We start from the raw sequence: 21,913 nt of genomic DNA on the forward strand, positions 1-21,913 counted from the left end.
ATTAATTTTTTGTTACCCCGTTAAAATCAATGCCGCCTATTGAGCGCAACAGTTTACCATTTACCGTATTCGCTCGGGCTTGATACCTTTTAGAATGTGCAATAGGTATTAATGGCACCGCTTCGTTAATAAGTTTTAAGGCTTTTGAGTACAGCTGTTTTCGCTTGTTAATATTATCAGTTTGTAAGGCGCTTTGAATTAGCTGGTCAAATTCTTGGTTACACCAAAAGGTTCTATTGCTGCCAGTAATTGCTGAAGTACAACTTAATAAAGTAGAGAAAAAGTTATCAGGATCGGGATGGTCGGCAGACCAACCGAGTAAGACACTTTGATGCTCGCCTTCAGATATTTTTCTTAAAAATGTCGACCATTCATAATCAGAAACAATATCAACCGTGACGCCAACTTTCTTTAAATCAGCTTGTATAAGTTTAGCCATAGTGATGGCATCAGGATTATATGCTCGTTGCACTGGCATTGCCCATAAGTCCATAGTAAAACCATCGGCGTAGCCTGCTTGAGTTAATAGCTCTTGCGCTTTTGATATTGAATATTCTTGGCTATCAATACTTTCATCATATGCCCAAGAAGAATTAGGGATCAATCCGTTCGCGATATCTGCTTGCCCTGTATAAACTGTCTCTAAAATTGCTTGTTTATTTATTGCATACGAGAGAGCCTTTCTAACTAGCGGATCATCAAATGGTGGTTTTCTGGTATTAAAACCAAAATAGCCGACATTGAACGATGTCACAGACTCTAGTGTAAGATCAGGATGCTGAGTTATTTTTTCGTGGGCAATAGGGTAAGCAATAACGTCACATTCACCGGCAAGTAATTTTGTTAAACGACCGGTATCGCGTGGTGTAATATCGAAAACTAGCTGCTTTAGTTCTGAAGGCTGACGCCAAAATTGCAAATGTGGCTCATAGCGAATAAAGGCACCTGAACTATATTGCTTAAATTTAAAAGGCCCTGTACCGATAGGTAAGGTATCAAGTTCTTGCATGGCATTAAGTTCGATTAATTGCTGGGCATATTCATTTGACAAAATTACCGCCGAGTTTCCACCGATATTAGCAAGAAAAGAGCTATCAGGATGTGAAAGTCTAAAGCGTATGGTATGGTCATTAATTTTTTCGATACTATCAATTAAATTAGCAAGTTGTGCGTTTTGAAAGAAGGGGTATTTGCCACCCGATACCATATGATATTCATTGTTTGGGTCAAGCATACGTTGAAAGCTAAATAACACATCATCAGCATTAAGTGCTCTGGTAGGAATAAAGTAGGCGGTTTCATGAAAGTGAACGTCTTTTCTAAGATAAAAGGTCACCATTTTTCCGTCGCGCGTAACATGCCATGACTTAGCGATTGCCGGGATGATTGAGTTGTCAGTTGGGTTGAACTCAATTAAACGGTTATATAATTGGTTGGAAGTAGCATCAATTGTGGTCCCGGATGTAACAAGCTGAGGGTTAAAGCTTTCAGGCGTGCCTTCGCTGCAATAAATAATACTTTTCTCACTTAATAAAAGTGCTTCATTTGAATCACAACCTAATAGCGAAGTCAGTGCTATAAACATTATAATGCTGGTGAATTTAGAATTAGTCATAATTGATTTTTATTCTTCGTCGGCACCACTAGAATCAAGTAAATTATACTTTTTTAAATAACCCCTTAATTGATGATAGGTTAATTCAAGCGCGTCTGCGGTTTTCTTTTGATTATATTGACAATTTGCTAATGCAGACTTGATCAAATCGACCTCATAGTTCTGTGATAAGTTTTTCAGTGAAATTGGAAATTCAATAGTGGCACTTGCTGGTTGAAGCGTTTGCTCCACTTTACTTTGGGCTGGTACTGGGCTTTCTGTGTCTGCGCTAGCTGTTTCAGGCGCACTGACAATACGGTCTTGTGTTTTGACTCTTTTTGAAGGCCTATAAGGGGATTCAAAAGGGTCTACAACCAATTCATGTACAGGTAAGTGGGGATTATTGCAGCGATAAACACTGCGTTCTACAACATTTTTCAACTCACGAATATTGCCAGGCCAATGATATTCCAATAACGCTCTTTTTGCCTTTTCAGTAAAACCACTAAATAATTCAAACTCTAACTCTCGTGCCATATTAATTGCGAAGTGTTCTGCAAGTACCAAAATATCATCTAGGCGTTCACGTAATGGTGGTAAGGTAATAACATCAAAAGCGAGCCTGTCGAGTAAGTCAGCACGGAACTCGCCAGATTCAGCCATTGACGGTAAATCTTCATTTGTCGCTGCAATTAGCCTAGCATTGGTTTTAATGGTTCTAGAGCCGCCAACGCGCTCAAACTCGCCGTATTCGACAACTCTTAAAAGTTTTTCTTGAATTAAGCCTGAGGTGTTAGCAATTTCATCAAGAAACAAAGTACCATTGTCTGCACGCTCAAAACGGCCTTCGTGACGTTTACTTGCGCCGGTAAATGCGCCACTGTCGTAACCAAATAATTCACTTTCTAGTAGGTTTTCATTCAATGCGGCACAATTGAGCTTTAAATAGTTTTGGTCCCAGCGCTTTGATAAATAATGCAAACGAGCGGCTACGAGTTCTTTACCCGTACCTCGTTCACCTATAATGAGCACAGGTTTACTTAGCGGAGCAATTTGAGAAATTTGCTCAAGAACTTCTAAAAAACTGTTAGATTGACCAATGAGATTATCTTGTTGGTTAAAGCCTGCCATTTACTGACCTAATAATTGGTTTATTTCACTAACAAATAGTGTATTTTATTAATAGCTTAGATAGAAGTCTTTTTTTAATTATTAATAATTCTATATATTTCATGTGGTTATGACTTTATTAAAACTTGGCTCAGAACATGAATAGTAAATGGTAAGACAATTTAAGCAAACTATTGAACGAGGAAGTAATTATGGGTGTTTTTTCAAGGTTCACAGATATCATTAATTCTAATATCAACAACTTATTAGATAAAGCAGAAGATCCTGCAAAAATGGTGCGCTTGATCATACAAGAAATGGAAGACACGTTAGTTGAAGTTCGTTCTTCATCGGCGAAAACGCTAGCTGATAAAAAAGAGTTGGCGCGTCAAGCAAGCCGCTTTGAGGCTGACGCAACGCAATGGCAAGACAAAGCTGAGCTAGCATTAAGTAAAGGTCGTGATGACTTAGCTCGTGCCGCACTAATGGAAAAGAAAAAGTGTGTAGAAAGTGCAGAGTCGCTGCGCGATGAACTACAACATGTTGATGAGCATATTACTAAACTGCAAGATGAAATAACGCAGTTACAAGAAAAATTAGCGGATGCTAAAGCACGTCAAAAAGCTATCATTATGCGTGAGAAAACGGCAAGTTCACGTTTAAAAGTGAAAAAGAATATTGATAGCGACCGTGTTAATGATGCCTTAAGCCGCTTCGACCGCTACGAGCGAAAAATTGACGATATTGAAGCGCAAGTTGAATCGTATGATATGGGTAGTAAATCTTTAGCGGATGAAATCGCAGATTTAGCATCAGATGAAAAAATTGATGATGAATTAGCGCAATTGAAGGCTAAAATGAAATCAGAGCCAAAAAAATAAATTATTATACGTGAACAACAATTACCTGAATTAGGTGCAAGTTAAGGAGAAGTATTGTGGAAGAGATTATTATCGCTCCAGTAATTATATTTATGATAGTAGTAGCACCTATTTGGTTGATATTACATTATCGAAGCAAACGCCAAATAAGTCAGGGCTTCAGTGAAGAAGAGTATATTCAATTGTCTGAGCTATCAGAATTAGCCGACAAAATGGCCGATAGAATTAAAACCCTAGAAGCTATTTTAGATGCTGAAACCCCAGAATGGAGAAATAAAGTATGACCAATAAACCCCGAGGTGAGTTATATCGAAATACGAGCCAAGGAAAGTTAGCCGGAGTTTGTGCAGGTATTGCTGATTACTTTGGTTGGGAAACTTGGTTAGTACGTATATTAGTGGTTTCAGGTGTATTGCTAGGCATGGGATGGTTTATTGTAATTTATATTGCCGCTTGGTTTATATTGGATAAAAAGCCAGGTAGTGCAGTTAATGCAAAACGAAATGCACATAGAAACCAGCATAGCCATCATGCAACGACACAAGAGCATCAGTCGCAGCAGCAAAGCGAAAATGAAGCATTTGCTAATGAGTCGATTAAAGTTAAGTCGCGTATATGGCAAGCCGGTGAGCCACCAAAACAAGCGTTTCATGATATTAGGCGCAAGTTTAAAACCCTAGAACGTGAATTAAGAGTGATAGAACATTATGTCACATCACCTGAGTTTACGGTGTCCAGAGAAATCAATAAACTGTAAGAAAAAAGCGGCTCAGCCGCTTTTTTTATGTTTGAATAGCGTATTTTGATGTTAATGGCTTTATCAAATTAATGCTGGAAATGAAAATATTGACAGATAAAGTACTGTAATCAAATTAGAAAAAACGCTACCATCAAGGCAAATAGTGCCGCTTCAATGTCATGTAATCTAGGTAAAAAAATAGTTAAAGCGATACAAGTTAAATCATCAAAGTAGTAGTGGAATATGGCGCTTATTAAGAAAACGCAGTTAGATAAAATAAAGCAAAAAGCTAATGATATTCTCAATCGTTCTATCGATCAGCATGTGACTTTGGCTGTTACTGGACTTAGTCGTAGTGGTAAAACGGCATTTATCACATCAATGGTTAACCAATTGTTAAATGAGGGCAGTAATTCCCAACTGAGTTTTTTTGATGTTATACATCAAGGGCGCTACATTGCGGCAAAACGAGTGCCACAAAAGAATTTACATATACCTAGATTTGAGTATGACGGTGCTATGAATGCGTTATGCCAGTCACCAGCAAAATGGCCAGAGCCAACTAATGGTATTAGTGAACTACGATTAGCGATTCGTTATCAGCCAAAAGATTCGTTGTTGAAATACGCAACTCAAACGGCAACGCTTTACCTTGATATTACTGATTACCCCGGTGAGTGGCTGCTCGATCTGCCAATGTTGTCGCAAACCTACGAAGAGTGGTCGGTACAAATGGCTGAGCTTTTAACACAGTCTCCACGAGTAGAACATGCCCATAATTTTCTAGAGAAGCTACAGGCTTTTGACCCCTTTGCTCCAGTCGACGAAAATGTACTTGCACAATTATCACAAGAGTATACCCAGTTATTACTGCATTTTCGTCATCAATTAGGATTATCCGTAATTCAGCCCGGAAGGTTTATTTTGCCTGGCGAGTTAGAAGACGCACCTATTTTGCAATTCTTCCCATTTGTTGGTTTTAACAATATTGACGGTAATGAATATCAAAACGCGACAGATGATTGTTATATCGGCATGTTACGTGCTCGTTATATTGAATATAAAGAACGCGTTATACGTCGTTTCTATAAAGAGCACTTTGTTAATTTTGACCGTCAAATAGTGCTAGCTGACTGCTTGACGCCATTAAATAAAGGTCCTGAAAGTTTTGCTGACTTACAAAATGCTATAACTATGATAATGAAGAGCTTTCAATATGGTCAATCAAGCATACTTTCACGGTTATTATCACCCAAAATTGATCGATTATTATTTGCTGCCACTAAAGCTGATCATGTTACGCCCGAGCAGCATCCAAACCTTGTTTCTTTATTGAATAAGTTAGTTTATCAAACTAAGCAAACATTAAATTTTGACAGTATTAAAATGAAAACCTTAGCTTTAGCATCAGTTAAGGCGACAAAGGTAGGTAAAAGCCAATACCAAGGAAAAACTATTCCTGTGATACAAGGACGGCAATTAAGTAACGACAAGAAAATTACCTTATTTCCGGGAACTGTGCCAGCATCAATTCCAAGTCAGGAATATTGGCAACAACAAGCCTTTAACTATATAAATTTTGCTCCTGCGCAGTCAGCTGAGCACAACGAATGTTTGAACCATTTACGTATGGACCAAGTGTTACAGTTTTTACTTGGAGACAAATTAAAATGAGCGAAGTAGACGAAAAATATCAGCAACAAATATTGTTTGATGAAGTTGAGCTTACGGATGATGCAATAAGAGAGAACACCCCACAAATTATTGTAGATGACCGTGATTGGCTGCTCGATGAGCAGCTTGAAAATAGTCGAGATAATGAAATTGTCGACTCACATAAACCTCGTTGGCTTTGGCGCGGTATTACCTTAGTATTTGCAACCTTAATTGCTATTGAAACTGTGCAGTTTTTTATTAATGGTTTTAATCAATCGCCCATTATAGCCTCGCTTTATGCCGCACTGCTTACCGGTTTATCTGTGGTGTGTGGCCGTAGCGTTTGGCGAGAATTATCAGGCCTTAGGCAGTTTAAAAAACAACAATACATACAACAGCAAGCTCGAGATATTAGTGAAGGTGAAAGCAAAGAAACGGCCATAGATTTTTGTGCAAAACTATCGGCACGACTCCCTTGCGATCTTGCAGAAAACGAGCAAGGTAAGTGGCAGGAATTAGATCTTTCTGCATTTAATGATGCTGAAGTGATGAAGCTCTATTCACGTAACGTGCTCTCGCAAGTTGATCAAAAAGCGCTCACTGAAATAGCAAAATTTTCCACTGAGGCGGTGGTACTTGTGGCGTTAAGTCCAATAGCCATTATTGATATGCTAATTATGCTGTGGAGAAATCTACGTTTAGTTAACAAAATAGCCGCTTTATACGGATTAAAGCTAGGCTATTGGAGTCGGGTTAAATTAATTAAGCAAGTTATTATTAATATGGCGTATGCTGGCGCCAGTGAGCTTGTTACAGATCTAGGTGCTGATTTACTTGGTGCAGAGTTGCTGGGTAAATTATCAGCACGTACAGCGCAGGGGCTCGGGGCAGGTATGCTAACTGCAAGGTTAGGTATTAAGGCTATGCATATGTGTCGTCCGATACCTTTTGATGAACAAGCGCCAAAACTTGGCCAAGTACGACAAAAAATCGTCAGCCAGGTGCAATCATTAATTGTATCTAAACGCTAGAGCTATGAATTAATGGATAAAAATATCTCGCTGTACATTCCTATGTAACACAAATTTTACACTCTTAATGACTGTTTGAAAAATAGCCGACTTGAAAGTCGTGCTTTTTCTACCTCAGTTGCCTTAGTATTGAAGCAACAAAATTATTACAACAATATCAAACTAACATAAGCAATAAATTGATATTAATACATTAGGGTTAAGAGAATGGCAAAGGCGACTAAATACGTTTCCAAAGTTGCAGATGAGCAAGGTATTATTGCTTGGACTGCGGAAGAAAACAAAATTTGGCAAGAATTGCTGGCACGTCAGTTATCAACGGTGAAAAATACCGCTTGTGATGAGTTTATCACAGGTCTTGAAAAATTAAATTTACCTAAAGATCGCGTACCACAACTTGAAGAAGTCAGTGAAGTTTTAAGAGCTGAAACGGGCTGGAGTTGTGAGCCGGTACCTGCATTAATTGGTTTTGGTGAGTTTTTCCGCTTATTGTCTGAAAAGAAATTTCCGGTAGCAACATTTATACGTTCGCGTGAAGAGTTTGATTACCTACAAGAACCTGATATTTTTCATGAAATTTACGGGCACTGTCCGTTATTAACGAATTCTTCATTTGCTGACTATACGCAAGCGTACGGTAAAATGGGCTTGAACGCATCGAAAGAAGATCGTGTATTTTTAGCAAGGTTATATTGGTTTACTGTCGAATTTGGCTTACTAGATACCCCAGAGGGCATAAGAGTATATGGTGGTGGTATATTGTCGTCGCCAAGTGAAACAGAATATGCATTAAATGATAAAAATGTTGAGCGTAAACAGCTTGATGTTTTAGACGTGCTTAGAACACAATATCGTATTGATATTATGCAGCCTGTTTACTTTATGTTATCGAAAGTAAGCGACTTAGATGATATTCGTAAATTAGAAGTAGAAGAGATAATGGCATTGGTGCGAAAAGCGAGAGATATCGGCATGCATCCGCCAAAATTTGAATTAAAATCAACATCAAAAGCGAGTTAAAGGAAATTTTATGAGTGCAGAATTATCAAATCAACAGTGTGAAGCATGTCAAGTCGATGCACCAAAAGTAAGCGATGACGAATTAGGTGCTTTGCTAGCTCAAATTCCAGATTGGATACCAGCAGTGAATGATGGTGTTATGATGTTAGAACGAGAGTATAAATTCAAAAATTATAAGTTAGCATGGGCATTTGCCAATAAAGTTTCTGAGTTAGCGGAAGAAGAATTTCATCATCCGGCAATTTTACTTGAATGGGGTAAAGTAAAAGTTACTTGGTGGACGCACGCTATTAAAGGGCTTCACAAGAATGACTTTATTTGTGCTGCAAAAACAGACCAGCTTCTGTAACGTTTACTTACAACAATAAATACTAGCCTCCTATTAAAGGGGGCTTTTTTTTGTTGTAAAAATTAGTTTACAATAGAGACATTGAAACTAGTTGTGTGTTTGAGGTTATAGAATGCGTTTAGAAATTGGTTGCCAAGACCGAGTTGGTATTGCACAAAATGTCTTGGCAATATTCGTTGAGCGTGGCATTGATTTACGGGGTATTGAATTAAAGCAGCCAGGTAAAATTTTTATTAATATACCTGATTTAGAGTTTTCAGAGCTGCAAGACTTTATGCCACAATTACGTTTAATTGATGGTGTTGTTGATGTAAAAACAACACCATATATGCCGTCTGAGCGAGAAAGAAACGAATTTGAAACCTTAGTTAAAACTTTTCCAGACCCTTTTATCTCGGTAGATACCAAAGGGCAAATACGCATGGTAAATAATATTGCAGCGCAAATCATGTGTGAAACAATGGAAAATATTATTGGTGAACATGTTAGTAATTGGCTAAAAGGCTTTAACTTTACGCGCTGGCTAGATGGCGATGAAGTACTTGCCCAAACTCGTCGAATTAAATTTCAAGATGACGATTTTGTTGCTGACATTATTCCAATTCATGTAGCAGAAAGCGGCGAAACCCAGGTTCTTGCAGGTGCGGTGTTGATCCTGAAATCAGAAGCAAGGTTAGGGCAGCAAATTAGTGCTTTTAAAAAAGCAAACGATAATAATTTTTCAGGTATACAAGCCAACAGTAGTGCAATGAGAAAATTACTACGTGAAGCAAAGCGTATGGCATTGTTGGACTCATCTATGTTAATTGTTGGTGAAACTGGAACAGGTAAAGAGTTGTTGGCTCGAGCTTGTCATAGTGCTAGTGATAGAGCAGATAAGCCGTTTATGACTTTAAGTTGTGCAGCATTACCTGATGATGTCGCAGAAACCGAGTTATTTGGCTCTGGTACAGCGGGGCAAGCAAATAGTAAACGTGGTATTTTTGAGTCAGCAGACGGTGGTACGATATTTCTCGATGAAGTTGGCGAAATGTCAGCTAAATTACAAACAAAAGTATTACGAGTAATACAAGATGGCACGTTTAGGCGTATCGATGATGAAAAAGAAATAAAAGTGAATGTGCGCATCATCAGCTCTACAAATTGTGACTTATTAAATATGGTGTCATTAGGAGAGTTTCGCGAAGACTTATATTACCGATTAAATGTTTTAGGTTTAAATATTCCGTCTTTAAGAGAAAGGCGTTCAGATATTGTGCCACTGGCGGAACTTTTTGTTGCTAAGTTTGGTCAACGTATTGGCAAGACCCATATTTCGTTTGATAAAGAGTGTCTTGAATTTATTGAACATTATCCGTGGCCAGGTAATGTTCGACAATTAGAAAACGTATTAATTAGAGCGGTTTCTTTGATTGAAGGCAATGTTATTATGACCTCTCATTTGCAATTGCCTGCTTATACGAGAGAACATGGTTACTTAGAGCAAGATTTTGAAGGAACGTTGGACGCGGCCGTGAAGAACTTTGAGGCTGATTTACTTCGCAAACTTTACCCCGCCTATCCAAGCACCCGACAATTGGCAAAAAAATTAGGCTTAAGTCACACCGCAATAGCAAATAAATTGCGTGATTATGATATTAATAAAAAAACCGTCAAAATTTAACATTGCTTTTGACCCTTTTCAGTTATTAAAGTTATTTGAGAATTTATCATGAAGTTATATGGTTATTGGCGATCTTCTGCTGCTTATCGCGTTAGAATTGCTATGCATTTAAAAGGCTTAACGTTTGAGACTGTACCTGTGCATTTAGTTAAAGATGGCGGACAGCAGCACCAAGATACTTATACGCAGTTAAACCCTACACATTTAGTTCCAACGTATGTTGATGAAGATGTAACGCTAAATCAATCACTTGCGATTATTGAATACTTAGATGAAAAGTATCCATCGGTAGCGCTTTATCCGAAAGATTTAGCCCTAAAGGCTAAAGTTAAAGCATTAGCATTAGACGTTGCATGTGAGATCCATCCGGTGAATAACTTAAGAGTGCAACAGTATCTAGTGAAATCTTTGTCAGTTACTGAGCAGGATAAATTGGCTTGGAGTCATCATTGGATGAAGCTTGGTTTCGCTGCCATTGAAAAACAATTGAAAGTCAGTGCCGGCGACTACTGCTTTGGTAATGAAGTGACTATGGCCGATATTTGTTTGGTACCGCAAGTGTATAATGCAAATCGGTTTAATCTTGATATGAGCGCATTCCCACATATCAATCGAGTGGTGAATAACTGTAATAGTTTACCTGCATTTATCGCTGCATTACCGGAAAATCAGGCGGATGCACAATAATAAATCAAAACCGTAAATTACCATTTAGGTTATTAAGTTTTATTGAATATAAAGGTTATTATGTCATTACAAAATACTGAGCAAAAGCAAACGCCATGGGCTATCATCGCGGTTATTATCGCTGCAATTGTTACATTTGTAATTTATTATTATGTTATTGCTGCAGATGAAGAGCCTAAAGATATTGCTCCTACCGCTACTGTTGTTGAAGCCGCTCCAGCGCCTGAAATAGAGATTGAACCTGAGGTTGTTGAACCTGAAATAATTGAGCCTGAGATTACCCCAGTAGTTGAAGAAGTGGTAGAGTTGGAGCCTGAAGTGCTTTTGCCATCGCTTGATGAAAGTGACTCATGGTTTAGTGATAAATTGGCTAATTTAACTTGGCGTAAAGAGTTATTAAAGTTAATGGTGACAGAGGACATGATCCGCCGTTTTGTTGTGTTTACTGATAACTTTAGTCAAGGTACCTTGGCTTACGAACACGCTCCTGTTACTAAGCCAACAAGTAAATTTACCGCGATTGAGCAAAAATCTTCACAAGGTAGCGGTTGGCAGTGGGATGAAAGTAATACTCGTCGATTTAGTTTATACGTTGATTTACTTCGCTCAATGGACAGCGAAATGTTGGTGCAATGGTATGTTGAATTAAAACCTCTTATTGACCAAGCATATGAAGAGCTCGGCTATCCTAACGAAGATTTTAGTGACGTTTTACAAGCGGCAATTAGCAAAGTGCTTGATATGGAAGTACCAAAAACATTACCTGAATTAGAGCGCCCAAGTGTTATGTATAAATATAAGGATGAGTCGTTAGAGTCATTAGACGATGCTGAAAAGCTCATGTTACGTTTAGGGAAAGAAAATTTACTGGTTATTAAGTCTGTTATGCTAGAAATTAATGAAAAACTAGCTAGGACTCGATAAGTGTATAGCTGCTATGAATATACCTAAAGTACCAGCATGCATTCCAACTCGAAACTACGGTGTTCTGCATAGCCTAGCCAAAAATATACTTACTTGGTGTGGTTGGACGATTAATGGGCAGTTACCTGAGCAACCTAAATTTATTTTGGCAGTGGCTCCTCATACATCAAATTGGGACTTTTTCGTTGGTATTGCTGCAATGTTTACCTTGCAGCTTAAAGTTTCTTTTTTGGGTAAGGCGAGTATATTTCGTTGGCCGGTAAAGTCTGTTTTGACCGCAATTGGAGGAATTCCTGTCGATAGAAGCTCTAGTCACGGTGTTGTCGGGCAAATAGTTCAAGAAATTAAACACAATGACAGCTTTTTATTAGGGCTTGCTCCAGAAGGTACTCGTAGTAAAACTAAAGAGTGGAAAACAGGTTTTTTACATATTGCCAAACAAGCGGGTGTACCTGTTGTGCCAGCAAGTTTCGACTTTGCTAAAAAAGAAATATTTTTTCATCCTGCAATTGATATTTCTGGAGACATTTCACAGGAATTGATTGAGTTTAAGCAAGTCTTCGCCAATGTTTGTGCAAAAAATCCGCAAGCAGTTTGAATTTCAAAACTAGCGCTTGCAACTGACTAAGCTATTAGCGATAATTCGCGCGCTTAGTTAAATCTCTAAGCCATCTATGGTGACCCTTTCGGTCCCTTCGCAATGATACTCTGTGAACTCGGCCAGGTCCGGAAGGAAGCAACCGCAGCAGACGACTCATGTGCCGGAGTGTGGCTGATTGGGTTGCCACCCAATTTTATGTTATAAACATTAATCAATGACTTACACCAGATAAAGCCAAGCTAATAAGCTAGTGCTACAATTGGTACTACAATGAAGTCAGCAAATATTCTTCATTTATACTATCGAAATGCTATTTATTACTATCGAAATCAATCCATCTGTAAGTCATTAAAAACTCGTTGTAAGAACGAGGCTTTGAGAAAGGTTAGACACATTCTTTATGGTGCGCCGGATAAACCAAAACACCAGGGCGTTCAATCCCAGCAGCCCGTTAACAGTCTTAATCACCCCAAAATACCTGACGTGATAAAAGTTTACTTGAAATAAAATGTGATAGATGGCGTCTCAGAGAGTAAACGCGTATTGATAGCTCACTTAGGTTTCTACTGTCGTGGTTGAGTGATTTAGCAGCAGTGCGTGTGGTTTAAATTAAGGGCACAGGAGTTGTGCCCATATTAACTATAGATGCCCTAACAATATAACTATTGCTTGCTTTAGCTATTTTCTTTCATAAACTCAAGTGCTTTAGCCACTGCGACTTTAACATTGTTTTCCATTTCAAATCGTTCAGATGCTGGTAGGTAAAATGCCATGTCAACTTCGTGGCGAATATAGCGTGTTGGGAGTTGGTTTAAAACAACGCAAACTAAATCAGCAATAAACTCACTGTCGTATTTTTCTTCGAGTTTTAGTGCTGTGAAATGTTGATTTACCAAGTTTTCATAATAATTATGTATATCATCAGAAATTTTCATAGAAATGTCTCTTAAGTGGCAGAAATATAATTAACTATTGCTTTAGAGTACTGAATTCGTTTTTACTTTTCACCTGTTATATCGATTTTAATGAAAAAGTTTATTGGAATTTATCTTTAAAACTTTTTTGTTTGCGCTATTTCTCTTTCTAGTTTTGATATTGCTTGCCGGCATCGCCCTAAACGTTGATGTAGCGCTAGTATTTCGTCGGAGAGGCGATTACTCAGTGCCGCGCTTGTTTGCTGACGTTGCAACTCTCTTTCTTTTATCATATTTAACAATCGGCGTTCAAATTCAAATGTTTCTTCGAGTTTTTTATGTAAATTATGGCTTGATTGCATAACGGCTTGCGCCGCCTTTTTGTATCGACGGGCTTTTAATGCAATTAAGCGTTGATCTGCATCTTTATGGATTGTGGCATTCGAGTTTAATGCAGTACGCAAAGCAGAAATTTGTTGTTCTATCTGTTGTATGCGATTGTGAGCAAGGGTATTTTTTTGTGCCACGAGTAACCTGGCAAGCTCATTAGTTTTGTTTTGCACTTCTTTGACATAGGGCGCAAATAAATCACTATGAGTAGAGAATAACGCCTCAGCAAAAATATCATTGTCTTGTATTATCTTATGGGACTTTGAGCGTTTGTTAATTTCATCTATATCTGAGGCTTGCTGAGCAAGTTGCGCTAAGATAGTTTGAATTTTTTTTATCGCCTGCTGCATATCATACTTCTTAAGTAAGCCACGCTTGGTAGCCAAGGTTAATCGACATAGCAATAACGACAGTTATAAAAATAGGTCGGATAAACTTACTACCAAATTTTATTGCCCAATGGGCACCAACCCATGCACCTATCATAATAAAGATCCCCATTGAGATCCCTAAAATAAAATTTACATGACCTAAATAAATAAAAGTTAATAAACTGCAAAAATTGCTAACAAAGTTAGTAAACCTTGCTAAGCCACAGCTTAATAAAATTTCTATCTTATATAAGATACTTGAAGAACTAACCCAAAATGCGCCAGTACCAGGGCCAGCAATACCATCGTAAAAGCCTAGAATAAGCCCTTGCAAAGTTTGCTTGATTTTTACGCTAACTGTTTTTTCTGGTAGGCCATGTTGGCCATGATTAGTGGACTTAGCAAGTAAGGTATAGACAGCCGTAATTATGATGAGTACAGGGATGTATTTGTCTAAAAACTCAACAGACAGAAAGTTTACAATTAGCGTACCTGAAATTGCACCTATAGCGGTTGCAATAATTGCCCATAGCCAATATTTAGGATTGAAAAGTTTCTTGCGATAGAACGCAAATGATGCGGTACACGAGCCAAAAGAGGCTGCCAATTTATTTGTGCCTAATGCTACATGTGGGGGTAACCCTGAAGTAAGTAGTGTTGGAACTGTCAACATACCTCCACCACCCGCAATGGCGTCGATAAGGCCTGCAATAAAGCCAACGCTACATAGAGTTATCCATAAACTCAAGTCTAAGACTGGGTCAACAACCATAAAAACCGAAAAGTGAAAAGTGAAAAGATGATTATATCACAGTGAATTATTGATTTTATGAGTGTTTTTTATGCATTTTTTTTGGAAGGAAATAATTAGACATAATTTACATGGGTGAAAATGTTTCGGTATTTGTCAGTATTTTTTAAGCACGTCTTTACTTGCTGATATTAAAGGTCTTTTCTGTCTATACATATATTTCAACAACTTGTTGGTTTAATAGTGAATTTTGTTTTTTATTGTTAAGTGGTTGTTTTGTATTGATTTAAAGTGTTTGTAAATGTTTCGGTGTTTATCGTCTGTAACTTTGTGTTGCGTAAAATGTAACTCTGATGATTGTGCTTTATTCTTTGATTTTTATTGGTTTTTTTTGTTTTTTTTGTTTTTGTTATTTAATTTGTAATCAAAGTGTTTCGTCGGTTAATAAATAGAAATAAATGAGGTTTTTTAATTTTTTCTAGGCCACCTAGTATGTCTCTAAATCTTGCTTCGGAGGGCTGTACTTAACAGCTCGCTAAAAGCAATGAAGTCAACAGGGCAATTTAATAGCTCTGAAATTTAGAACATGAACATCACTTATGTGATGCAGGGAGACAACATGTATAATAAAAGTAGAGTTTCAAAATCAATATCATTGGCGCTAGTGTTTAGTGCTAGTTCAGTATTAACAGCTATACCAAGTTTTTCGGCTTTGGCAGAAGAAGCTGATGATGTTGAACGAATTGAGGTTACAGGTTCACGTATCAAACGAACAGATCTAGAGTCGGCAGTACCTATTACATCAATAAGTCGCAGTGACTTTGAAGCAGTAGGTGCACTTAACGTTGCTGATGTTTTGAATCAATCACCCGTTTCTATTGAAGGTTTAGGAACATCTAATAATACATTTGCAGGCTCAACTATCGGTTTGCAGACAACACAATTACGTGGATTAGGATCTTCACGCACATTGGTTCTAATCAATGGTCGACGGTTTGTTTCTGGTATGTCACCTTCTGTAGGGTATGCTGTTGATTTAAACTCAATTCCTACAGCTTTAATTGAAAGAATTGATATTTTAAAAAGTGCATCTTCGGCAATTTATGGTTCGGATGCTGTAGCTGGTGTGGTGAACATAATAACACGTAAGGAAATAGAAGGAGTTGAAGTCGACGTACAAACCGGACGTTCTTCAGAAAATGATCGGGAAAAATTTGCATTCAATATAACTACTGGTGGCAGTTGGAATACAGGTAGTGCTACTTTTGCTATGGGGTTTGATGAAGATAAAGGCTTGCAAGCGTCAGATCGTGAATTTTCAAAGTATGACCAAGCTATCACTGTTATTGATGGTGAAGAACAGGTAACTAATCTGTTTTCTTCTTTTAGCCCATATGCACGTATTGGTAGTGCAAGTAGCGGTTATATTGGCACAGGTGAGCGTTTTAACAATGTTAATGATGAAACAGGTGATAAATTTAATCGTGCTGCTTTTCGTCAGTTATCTACACCGATTGAGCGTAAATATGCAGCCTTTTCAATTAACCAAGAGTTAAGCGACTCTGTACGTTATTTTGCAGAAGCGAATTTCAATATGTCACAAACAAAAGGGTCGACTATTGAGCCTGTTCCTTTTGATGTAGTTGATGATGTTTGGTTTAAAGATCGAGGCGGTGAAGGTGGAATGTCAGTGTACTCTCCGCTAGTTCCTGAACTTTTACGAACAAACTTATTAGCTGATGGTATTACGGACTTAAACCAAACCGCATTTGTTCGTCGTATGCTTGAATTTGGTCCACGTTCAACAGATGTTGAAAGAACAACAATTCGAATCGCGCAAGGGATAGACTGGGATATAAATGATGAATGGGCTGCCAATGTATATATGACTTGGGGTAGAACAAATCAAACGCAAGAGAATGGTGGGCAAATTAACGTTGAACGCACTGCAAATGCACTGGATGTAGAGTTAGATGCAGACGGTAATATGCAATGTGTGTCTCAAGCTGCGCGTTTAAATGGTTGTGTACCTTTCGATATTTTCACCTTTAGAGGTGCGTCGCAAGAAGCAATCGATTATATTAAATCGCCTGCGAAAACAAATGGTGTAACTGAACAGTTTGTAGTTTCAGGATCAATAGCAGGTGAATTACCTATAGAGCTTTCAGGTGGTAATATTGCGACGGCTTTTGGTGTTGAACATCGTTTGGAAAAAGGTGTATACAACCCTGGAGATTTAGCGCAAGTTGGTGCGTCTAGTACAAATAAGTCAGATCCAACAGATGGAAGTTTTTACTCTAATGATGTATTCGTTGAGTTTAATTTACCAGTACTTGACAACTTGTCTGTAGATGCCGCCGCTAGGTATTCAGATCACGAAATTGTTGGTGGACAAACGACATGGAATTTAGGTGCGGAGTACTCGCCAGTAGATGAACTTAAGTTACGAGTTTCAGCAGCAACAGCGGTACGCACACCAAATATAGCTGATTTGTTTGGTGGGCGTGGAGAAACGTTCAGAAACGTTTCAGACCCATGTGGTGGCCTCCAACTTGATGGTAGTGATACGCTAGCTGCTGATGTTCGTGCAAATTGTCTTTCTAATGCGGCAATTAATGCTCGTGTAAATTCAACTGGTGAATTTAAGTTAACTCAAGTTGAAGCACAAAGTACTGGTGGTACAACTGGCGGTAATCCAAATGTTAAAGAAGAAACTGCAGATACTTTTAGTGCAGGATTTGTTTGGCAAGCAATGGATGGGCTGTCTATTACGCTTGATTACTATGATATTTCAATTGAAGATGCAATCAGATCTACATTACGTACCACAGTAATTCGTAGATGTTACGAAGTGTCACCTAGTGAGTTTGATGCTACATGTAATGGAGCATTTACTCGTAATTCTGTTGGGGCACTAACCGAAGTTCATTCAGGTACAAGTAACGAAAACAACTTAGATGTATCTGGAATCGATATAGAAATCAGTTACCGTGCAGACATTGGTCCAGGTACTTTCGGAGCAGATCTACTTTGGAATCACACTATGGAGTATGTTGAAACCAGTATTGAAAGTGGTGAAGAGACTGATTTCGTTGGTGAAGTATTAAATCCAGATAATCGTGCCAATCTAAATTTGAGTTACGTACTAGATGATATGTCGTTTACTTGGGGTTTAAGATATTGGGATCGCTCACTTGAGAGTGCAGTTGAAGGTAGTAACTTTAGCTTCCCTAACTTTGAGCCATTAGATAAGTACGGAACTTTTGCATCATATATCTATCATGATGTTTCAGCGGCATATAATTTTACTGACAGTGTTTCTGGTCGAATAGGAATTCGTAATTTATTCGATAAGCAGCCACCAGTAGCGAACCAAAGTTCTGCTAACGGTTCTACAGGTATCAATACAATTCCTGAAGCGTATGATGTAACAGGTCGATACTTTAGTGCAAGTCTTTCTATGAAGTTCTAAAGTTCTCGTAACTAATCTATTAATAAAGCCAGCATATGCTGGCTTTTTTATGAAATTTTGATCCTTATTGCAATGTTGTCGCTTTATAGAAATTATTCTTGCCCTGAAAATCCCTAATTTTAGTTCACTGAGAATGGCTAAGTTTGAACTAATGCGAAAAGCTCTTATATAAATGAACTAATATTAATAAAGCAAGAAGCGGAAAGCTTGCTTTATATCGGTAACTGCTCAGTAATTTCACATATCACTAGTTTTAAATTTGGTACTAAAAATTTGATCCAATTCTATAAAACTGTCTAATAAAGTTTACAAAATTGCAAAGTTAAAGAAAACTTTATAGGGATTTTGCAAAAAATAAGTTATTTAACTTTATATCATGTGTTTGTTACAAAACCTGTTTTTTAATCAAATAAATATTCAACTGTAATGCTATCTATTTGTATTTCAATGTTTTTATTTTTCTCTTGGGATGATGAAGAAACAGTGCGTATGACCTATTTATAAAAAATGTTATTAAATTTTCATATTTCTAAATGTAGCGTAACTTATTGATAATTAGGGTTTTGGTTTTTACTGCATGTAAGGGTTGAAGGGTAGTGTGTAACTATATATTGGAAAACGTAACTAATTGTGTTGACCCATTAACAATTTTAAGTTTAATATCTAGGTCGATAGATTAATGTCTACGATCAAAAATAAAAACAAACAGGGCAAAATAGCCTTGATTTTAAACACTAGAGTCACGAAAGTGATCCAGGGAGTAAATATGTATAGCAATAACAAAGTCGCTAAGGCCGTACGCTTAGCTATGATGTTTGGTGCAGCAACTGCGGTTTCAGTACCAGCATTTGCCGCTGAAGAAGCTGAAGGTGCAACGGATGTTGAGCGAATTCAGGTTACTGGTTCTCGAATTAAACGTGCTGATTTAGAATCTGCAAGCCCAGTAACAATTGTTACGGCAGCTGATATCAAAAAAACAGGTCTTATCTCTATTGGTGATTTATTACAAGATCTTCCATCAGCAGGTTCAGCATTAAATACTGCTGTGAACAACGGCGGTGACGGTTCTGTTCGAGTCGACTTAAGAAACTTAGGTTCACAACGTGTTCTTGTACTAGTTAATGGTAAGCGTTGGATGAATTCAGCATCGTCTGGTGTTGGTTCTTCAGTGGATTTAAACACTATCCCTGTTGCTGCTATTGCACGTATGGAAGTTCTTAAAGATGGTGCTTCAGCTGTTTATGGTTCTGATGCCATTGCAGGTGTAGTTAACATTATTACTAAGAAAGACTTTGAAGGTGCAGAACTAAACGTTTACTACGGTGAGACTGAAGAAGGTGATGGTCGTCAACGTCACGTTGATTTCACTTTTGGTATTACAGGTGAGAAAGGTAGCTTCTTAGCGACTGTGAACTACGATAACCAAGGTACAATTTGGGCTGGTGATCGTAAACAATCTGAAACTGGCTATAGCTCTAGTCCTCCATGGGGTCGTTACCGTCAGCTTAACAATATTTTAGGCGGCGATTATGCTTCTAACATGACGTTGCAAGGTGCTAATCTTTCTGATGGTTTACAAACTTCAGATTTTACAGGATTTTCATTCGGTGATGCAGATTCTGCTGGTAACCGATATAATTATGCTCCAACTAACTACTTGTTAACACCAAATGAAAGAACAAGTGTATACCTAAGTGGTAACTATGAAATATCAGATACTTTGAATTTCTCATCTGACTTTGTTTACTCAAATCGTAAATCAGTTCAAAACTTAGCAGCTATGCCATTAACTTTAGGTTTTATCTTTGGACCTAACAGTGCTCAAGGTGGAATTAGTGCAACTAACCCGTACAACCCATTTGGTATCGATCTTTATTTTGACAATAACGATATGAATGGTGACGGCGAATTAACAGGTAACGAAAACGCGTTTTATCTTCAACGTCGTATGTTAGAGGCTGGATTACGTGTTTATACACAAGATGTTCATACTTATCGTTACAGTGCTACAATTGAAGGCGAAATTAATGATAGCTGGGCTTGGGATGCATCGTTTATTTACGGCGAATCACGTAATACAAGTGATACGACTGGTTTATTAAACATGCAAGCAATTGGTTTAGCTCTTGGTGATCTAGATACTTGTAATAATACTTCTGGTTGTGTACCACTTAACCTATTTGGTGAAGGTGTTGTAACGCAAGAGATGGCTGATTACATTACTTTCCAAGGTACTGATTCTAACACTCAACGCATGTTAGATTACTCAATTAACGTGAATGGTATGCTATTTGAGTTACCTGCTGGTGAAGTTTACATGGCTGCTGGTTTTGAGCATCGTTTAGAGTCAGGTACTGATGTTCCTAACCCATACACTCAAGCAGGCATTAGCTCTGGTAACCAACGTAATGCTACTAGTGGTGGTTTCCGTTTAGATGAATACTATGCTGAATTTTCTGTACCTGTAGTCGAAGATATGCTTGACTTGTCTTTGGCTGCACGTAGAACTGAACATTCAACTTATGGTTCAAATACGACTACTAAAATTGGTGCTGAGTTCCGTCCTATGGACAATTTGATGTTCAGAGCTACATTAGCAGAAGGCTTCCGTGCTCCATCAATTGCTAACCTATTTGGTGGTGGTGGTGATTCATACCCAAGAATTACAGATCCGTGTAACGGTGGTGCTACAGCGAATCCTAATAACCCTGGTTGTGCGGGAGTTCCTGATACATATACTCAATCTAACCCTCAGATTCGTACTTCTCAAACATCAGAAATAGGACCTGGTGAAGCTGAGCTTCAACCTGAAACATCAGAATCATTTACTGCTGGTTTTGTTTATAGCCCAGAATTCTTGGACGGTTTTGAAATTACACTTGATTACTTTGATATTGAAGTGAAAGACTCTATCGGTCGTGTTGGTGCAGCTACAATTGTTACTCAATGTGCTACAACAGGTACAATTTACTGTAACAAGATGGATCGTTCACCAATTACAGGTGACATAGTTGATATTCGTAATAACTTTATTAACTCAGGTGGTACTGAAACGTCTGGTGTTGATATCAATATGACTTATCGTTTTGAAACTGAATTTGGTGACTTTAAGTTAAGTGCAGATACTACTTATCTAGATGAGTTCACTGATATTAACGAAGATCCTGCAGGTGGTGCTGATACAGAGATTAAGCGTGCTGGTCTACAATACGGTGATTTCGGTTTACCGCGTTGGAAAGGTACATTTGGTGTTGATTGGACAATGGACGATTTGACAGTGTCATGGACTGGTCGATATATCCATGATGTTTGTTTAAACCCTGGTGATACTGGTTTAGATTGTAATGCAAGCTCACAAGAATTGAGTGATAATTATCAAACAAACCCGGATGCATTGTTCTATCAAGATCTTCAAGCGACTTACTTTGTTTCTGATTACAACATGTCAGTTACTGTAGGTGTTAAGAACGTGTTTGACGAGCAACCTGATCAAGAATTCGATCCTGAAATTTGGTGGGGCGGTTTGTCAGCAAACAACTTTGATGCATCATTGTATGATCCAAACTTAGCACGCTTTATGTATGTTAATGTAGGCGTTAAGTTTTAAGATTTAACAATGTAGACTTTAAGGGCACCTAAGGGTGCCCTCTTTATTTGTAATTACAATAAATTGAATACTTTTAATTTATTGTAGAATATTAATATCTCTTACCACTGCAATGTAATAAGTTTTATAAATATTTTACTATTACTCATGGGT

18 protein-coding genes and 1 other RNA gene are annotated in these 21,913 nt (G+C 37.9%); 14 read left to right on the plus strand and 5 right to left on the minus strand.

Annotated features, from left to right (window positions below):
- Position 1: 1 nt before the first annotated feature.
- Complete coding sequence (locus AC27HL_RS05320) at positions 2-1,615, minus strand: ABC transporter substrate-binding protein (protein WP_487079527.1); 1,614 nt, start codon at positions 1,613-1,615, stop codon at positions 2-4.
- Positions 1,616-1,624: 9 nt separating this feature from the next.
- Complete coding sequence (gene pspF, locus AC27HL_RS05325) at positions 1,625-2,725, minus strand: phage shock protein operon transcriptional activator (protein ID WP_487079528.1); 1,101 nt, start codon at positions 2,723-2,725, stop codon at positions 1,625-1,627.
- Between the two features lie 191 nt (positions 2,726-2,916).
- Between pspF and pspA the strand changes: the two genes are divergently transcribed.
- The 12 genes from pspA (at position 2,917) to ffs (ending at position 12,435) form a co-directional block, all read left to right on the plus strand.
- On the plus strand, positions 2,917-3,585 hold the full coding sequence (gene pspA, locus AC27HL_RS05330; RefSeq protein WP_487079530.1) for a phage shock protein PspA: 669 nt from the start codon (positions 2,917-2,919) through the stop codon (positions 3,583-3,585).
- A 56-nt stretch (positions 3,586-3,641) separates the two neighbouring features.
- Positions 3,642-3,869: an envelope stress response membrane protein PspB gene (pspB, locus tag AC27HL_RS05335; RefSeq protein ID WP_487079532.1), complete on the plus strand. Its 228-nt coding sequence runs from the start codon at positions 3,642-3,644 to the stop codon at positions 3,867-3,869.
- A complete protein-coding gene (gene pspC / locus AC27HL_RS05340) occupies positions 3,866-4,342 on the plus strand; it encodes an envelope stress response membrane protein PspC (RefSeq protein WP_487079534.1) in 477 nt (158 codons plus the stop codon). The genes pspB and pspC overlap by 4 nt, the downstream gene beginning before the upstream one ends.
- Before the next feature lie 225 nt (positions 4,343-4,567).
- Positions 4,568-5,998 carry a YcjX family GTP-binding protein gene (locus AC27HL_RS05345; protein WP_487079536.1) on the plus strand — a complete coding sequence of 477 codons (1,431 nt, stop codon included), beginning with the start codon at positions 4,568-4,570 and terminating at the stop codon, positions 5,996-5,998.
- Positions 5,995-7,011: a YcjF family protein gene (locus AC27HL_RS05350; protein WP_487079538.1), complete on the plus strand. Its 1,017-nt coding sequence runs from the start codon at positions 5,995-5,997 to the stop codon at positions 7,009-7,011. Before AC27HL_RS05345 ends, AC27HL_RS05350 begins: the two co-directional genes overlap by 4 nt.
- Before the next feature lie 207 nt (positions 7,012-7,218).
- On the plus strand, positions 7,219-8,031 hold the full coding sequence (gene phhA, locus AC27HL_RS05355) for a phenylalanine 4-monooxygenase (RefSeq protein WP_487079540.1): 813 nt from the start codon (positions 7,219-7,221) through the stop codon (positions 8,029-8,031).
- 10 nt (positions 8,032-8,041) lie between these two features.
- On the plus strand, positions 8,042-8,380 hold the full coding sequence (locus tag AC27HL_RS05360) for a 4a-hydroxytetrahydrobiopterin dehydratase (protein ID WP_487079542.1): 339 nt from the start codon (positions 8,042-8,044) through the stop codon (positions 8,378-8,380).
- Between the two features lie 112 nt (positions 8,381-8,492).
- On the plus strand, positions 8,493-10,043 hold the full coding sequence (gene tyrR / locus AC27HL_RS05365; protein ID WP_487079544.1) for a transcriptional regulator TyrR: 1,551 nt from the start codon (positions 8,493-8,495) through the stop codon (positions 10,041-10,043).
- Between the two features lie 48 nt (positions 10,044-10,091).
- Positions 10,092-10,730 carry a maleylacetoacetate isomerase gene (maiA, locus tag AC27HL_RS05370; protein ID WP_487079546.1) on the plus strand — a complete coding sequence of 213 codons (639 nt, stop codon included), beginning with the start codon at positions 10,092-10,094 and terminating at the stop codon, positions 10,728-10,730.
- A gap of 60 nt (positions 10,731-10,790) precedes the next feature.
- The gene (locus tag AC27HL_RS05375) at positions 10,791-11,654 is read left to right on the plus strand and encodes a DUF3014 domain-containing protein (RefSeq protein WP_487079548.1); all 864 of its coding nucleotides are present in this window, start codon (positions 10,791-10,793) and stop codon (positions 11,652-11,654) included.
- A 13-nt stretch (positions 11,655-11,667) separates the two neighbouring features.
- Positions 11,668-12,252 (plus strand): lysophospholipid acyltransferase family protein, encoded by a 585-nt coding sequence (locus AC27HL_RS05380; RefSeq protein WP_487079550.1) that lies wholly within the window; start codon positions 11,668-11,670, stop codon positions 12,250-12,252.
- 86 nt (positions 12,253-12,338) lie between these two features.
- Positions 12,339-12,435, plus strand: an RNA gene (ffs, locus tag AC27HL_RS05385) — signal recognition particle sRNA small type.
- Positions 12,436-12,929: 494 nt separating this feature from the next.
- On the opposite strand, the gene AC27HL_RS05390 is transcribed toward ffs, so the two are convergent.
- The 3 genes from AC27HL_RS05390 to AC27HL_RS05400 all read right to left on the minus strand — a co-directional run bounded on the left by AC27HL_RS05390 (position 12,930) and on the right by AC27HL_RS05400 (position 14,702).
- Positions 12,930-13,190: a late competence development ComFB family protein gene (locus tag AC27HL_RS05390; RefSeq protein ID WP_487079552.1), complete on the minus strand. Its 261-nt coding sequence runs from the start codon at positions 13,188-13,190 to the stop codon at positions 12,930-12,932.
- A 116-nt stretch (positions 13,191-13,306) separates the two neighbouring features.
- Complete coding sequence (priC, locus tag AC27HL_RS05395; RefSeq protein WP_487079554.1) at positions 13,307-13,909, minus strand: primosomal replication protein PriC; 603 nt, start codon at positions 13,907-13,909, stop codon at positions 13,307-13,309.
- Positions 13,910-13,919: 10 nt separating this feature from the next.
- Positions 13,920-14,702 carry a sulfite exporter TauE/SafE family protein gene (locus AC27HL_RS05400; RefSeq protein ID WP_487079556.1) on the minus strand — a complete coding sequence of 261 codons (783 nt, stop codon included), beginning with the start codon at positions 14,700-14,702 and terminating at the stop codon, positions 13,920-13,922.
- A gap of 598 nt (positions 14,703-15,300) precedes the next feature.
- Between AC27HL_RS05400 and AC27HL_RS05405 the strand changes: the two genes are divergently transcribed.
- Together AC27HL_RS05405 and AC27HL_RS05410 are read left to right on the plus strand one after the other, a co-directional pair.
- Positions 15,301-18,153, plus strand: a complete 2,853-nt coding sequence (locus AC27HL_RS05405) for a TonB-dependent receptor domain-containing protein (protein WP_487079557.1) — start codon at positions 15,301-15,303, stop codon at positions 18,151-18,153.
- Between the two features lie 766 nt (positions 18,154-18,919).
- Complete coding sequence (locus AC27HL_RS05410; RefSeq protein ID WP_487079558.1) at positions 18,920-21,760, plus strand: TonB-dependent receptor plug domain-containing protein; 2,841 nt, start codon at positions 18,920-18,922, stop codon at positions 21,758-21,760.
- The last annotated feature ends 153 nt before the right edge of the window (positions 21,761-21,913 follow it).

This window comes from Colwellia aquaemaris, assembly GCF_057548755.1.

Excerpts from the sequence above, each read along its gene's own strand:
- AC27HL_RS05390 (WP_487079552.1), bottom strand. The coding sequence starts at position 13,190 with ATGAAAATTTCTGATGATATACATAATTATTATGAAAACTTGGTAAAT.
- AC27HL_RS05375 (WP_487079548.1), top strand. The coding sequence starts at position 10,791 with ATGTCATTACAAAATACTGAGCAAAAGCAAACGCCATGGGCTATCATC.
- AC27HL_RS05410 (WP_487079558.1), top strand. The coding sequence starts at position 18,920 with ATGTATAGCAATAACAAAGTCGCTAAGGCCGTACGCTTAGCTATGATG.
- AC27HL_RS05360 (WP_487079542.1), top strand. The coding sequence starts at position 8,042 with ATGAGTGCAGAATTATCAAATCAACAGTGTGAAGCATGTCAAGTCGAT.
- pspF (WP_487079528.1), bottom strand. The coding sequence starts at position 2,725 with ATGGCAGGCTTTAACCAACAAGATAATCTCATTGGTCAATCTAACAGT.
- pspC (WP_487079534.1), top strand. The coding sequence starts at position 3,866 with ATGACCAATAAACCCCGAGGTGAGTTATATCGAAATACGAGCCAAGGA.
- AC27HL_RS05320 (WP_487079527.1), bottom strand. The coding sequence starts at position 1,615 with ATGACTAATTCTAAATTCACCAGCATTATAATGTTTATAGCACTGACT.
- AC27HL_RS05345 (WP_487079536.1), top strand. The coding sequence starts at position 4,568 with ATGGCGCTTATTAAGAAAACGCAGTTAGATAAAATAAAGCAAAAAGCT.
- AC27HL_RS05400 (WP_487079556.1), bottom strand. The coding sequence starts at position 14,702 with ATGGTTGTTGACCCAGTCTTAGACTTGAGTTTATGGATAACTCTATGT.
- tyrR (WP_487079544.1), top strand. The coding sequence starts at position 8,493 with ATGCGTTTAGAAATTGGTTGCCAAGACCGAGTTGGTATTGCACAAAAT.
- phhA (WP_487079540.1), top strand. The coding sequence starts at position 7,219 with ATGGCAAAGGCGACTAAATACGTTTCCAAAGTTGCAGATGAGCAAGGT.
- priC (WP_487079554.1), bottom strand. The coding sequence starts at position 13,909 with ATGCAGCAGGCGATAAAAAAAATTCAAACTATCTTAGCGCAACTTGCT.
- maiA (WP_487079546.1), top strand. The coding sequence starts at position 10,092 with ATGAAGTTATATGGTTATTGGCGATCTTCTGCTGCTTATCGCGTTAGA.
- AC27HL_RS05405 (WP_487079557.1), top strand. The coding sequence starts at position 15,301 with ATGTATAATAAAAGTAGAGTTTCAAAATCAATATCATTGGCGCTAGTG.
- AC27HL_RS05380 (WP_487079550.1), top strand. The coding sequence starts at position 11,668 with ATGAATATACCTAAAGTACCAGCATGCATTCCAACTCGAAACTACGGT.
- AC27HL_RS05350 (WP_487079538.1), top strand. The coding sequence starts at position 5,995 with ATGAGCGAAGTAGACGAAAAATATCAGCAACAAATATTGTTTGATGAA.
- pspA (WP_487079530.1), top strand. The coding sequence starts at position 2,917 with ATGGGTGTTTTTTCAAGGTTCACAGATATCATTAATTCTAATATCAAC.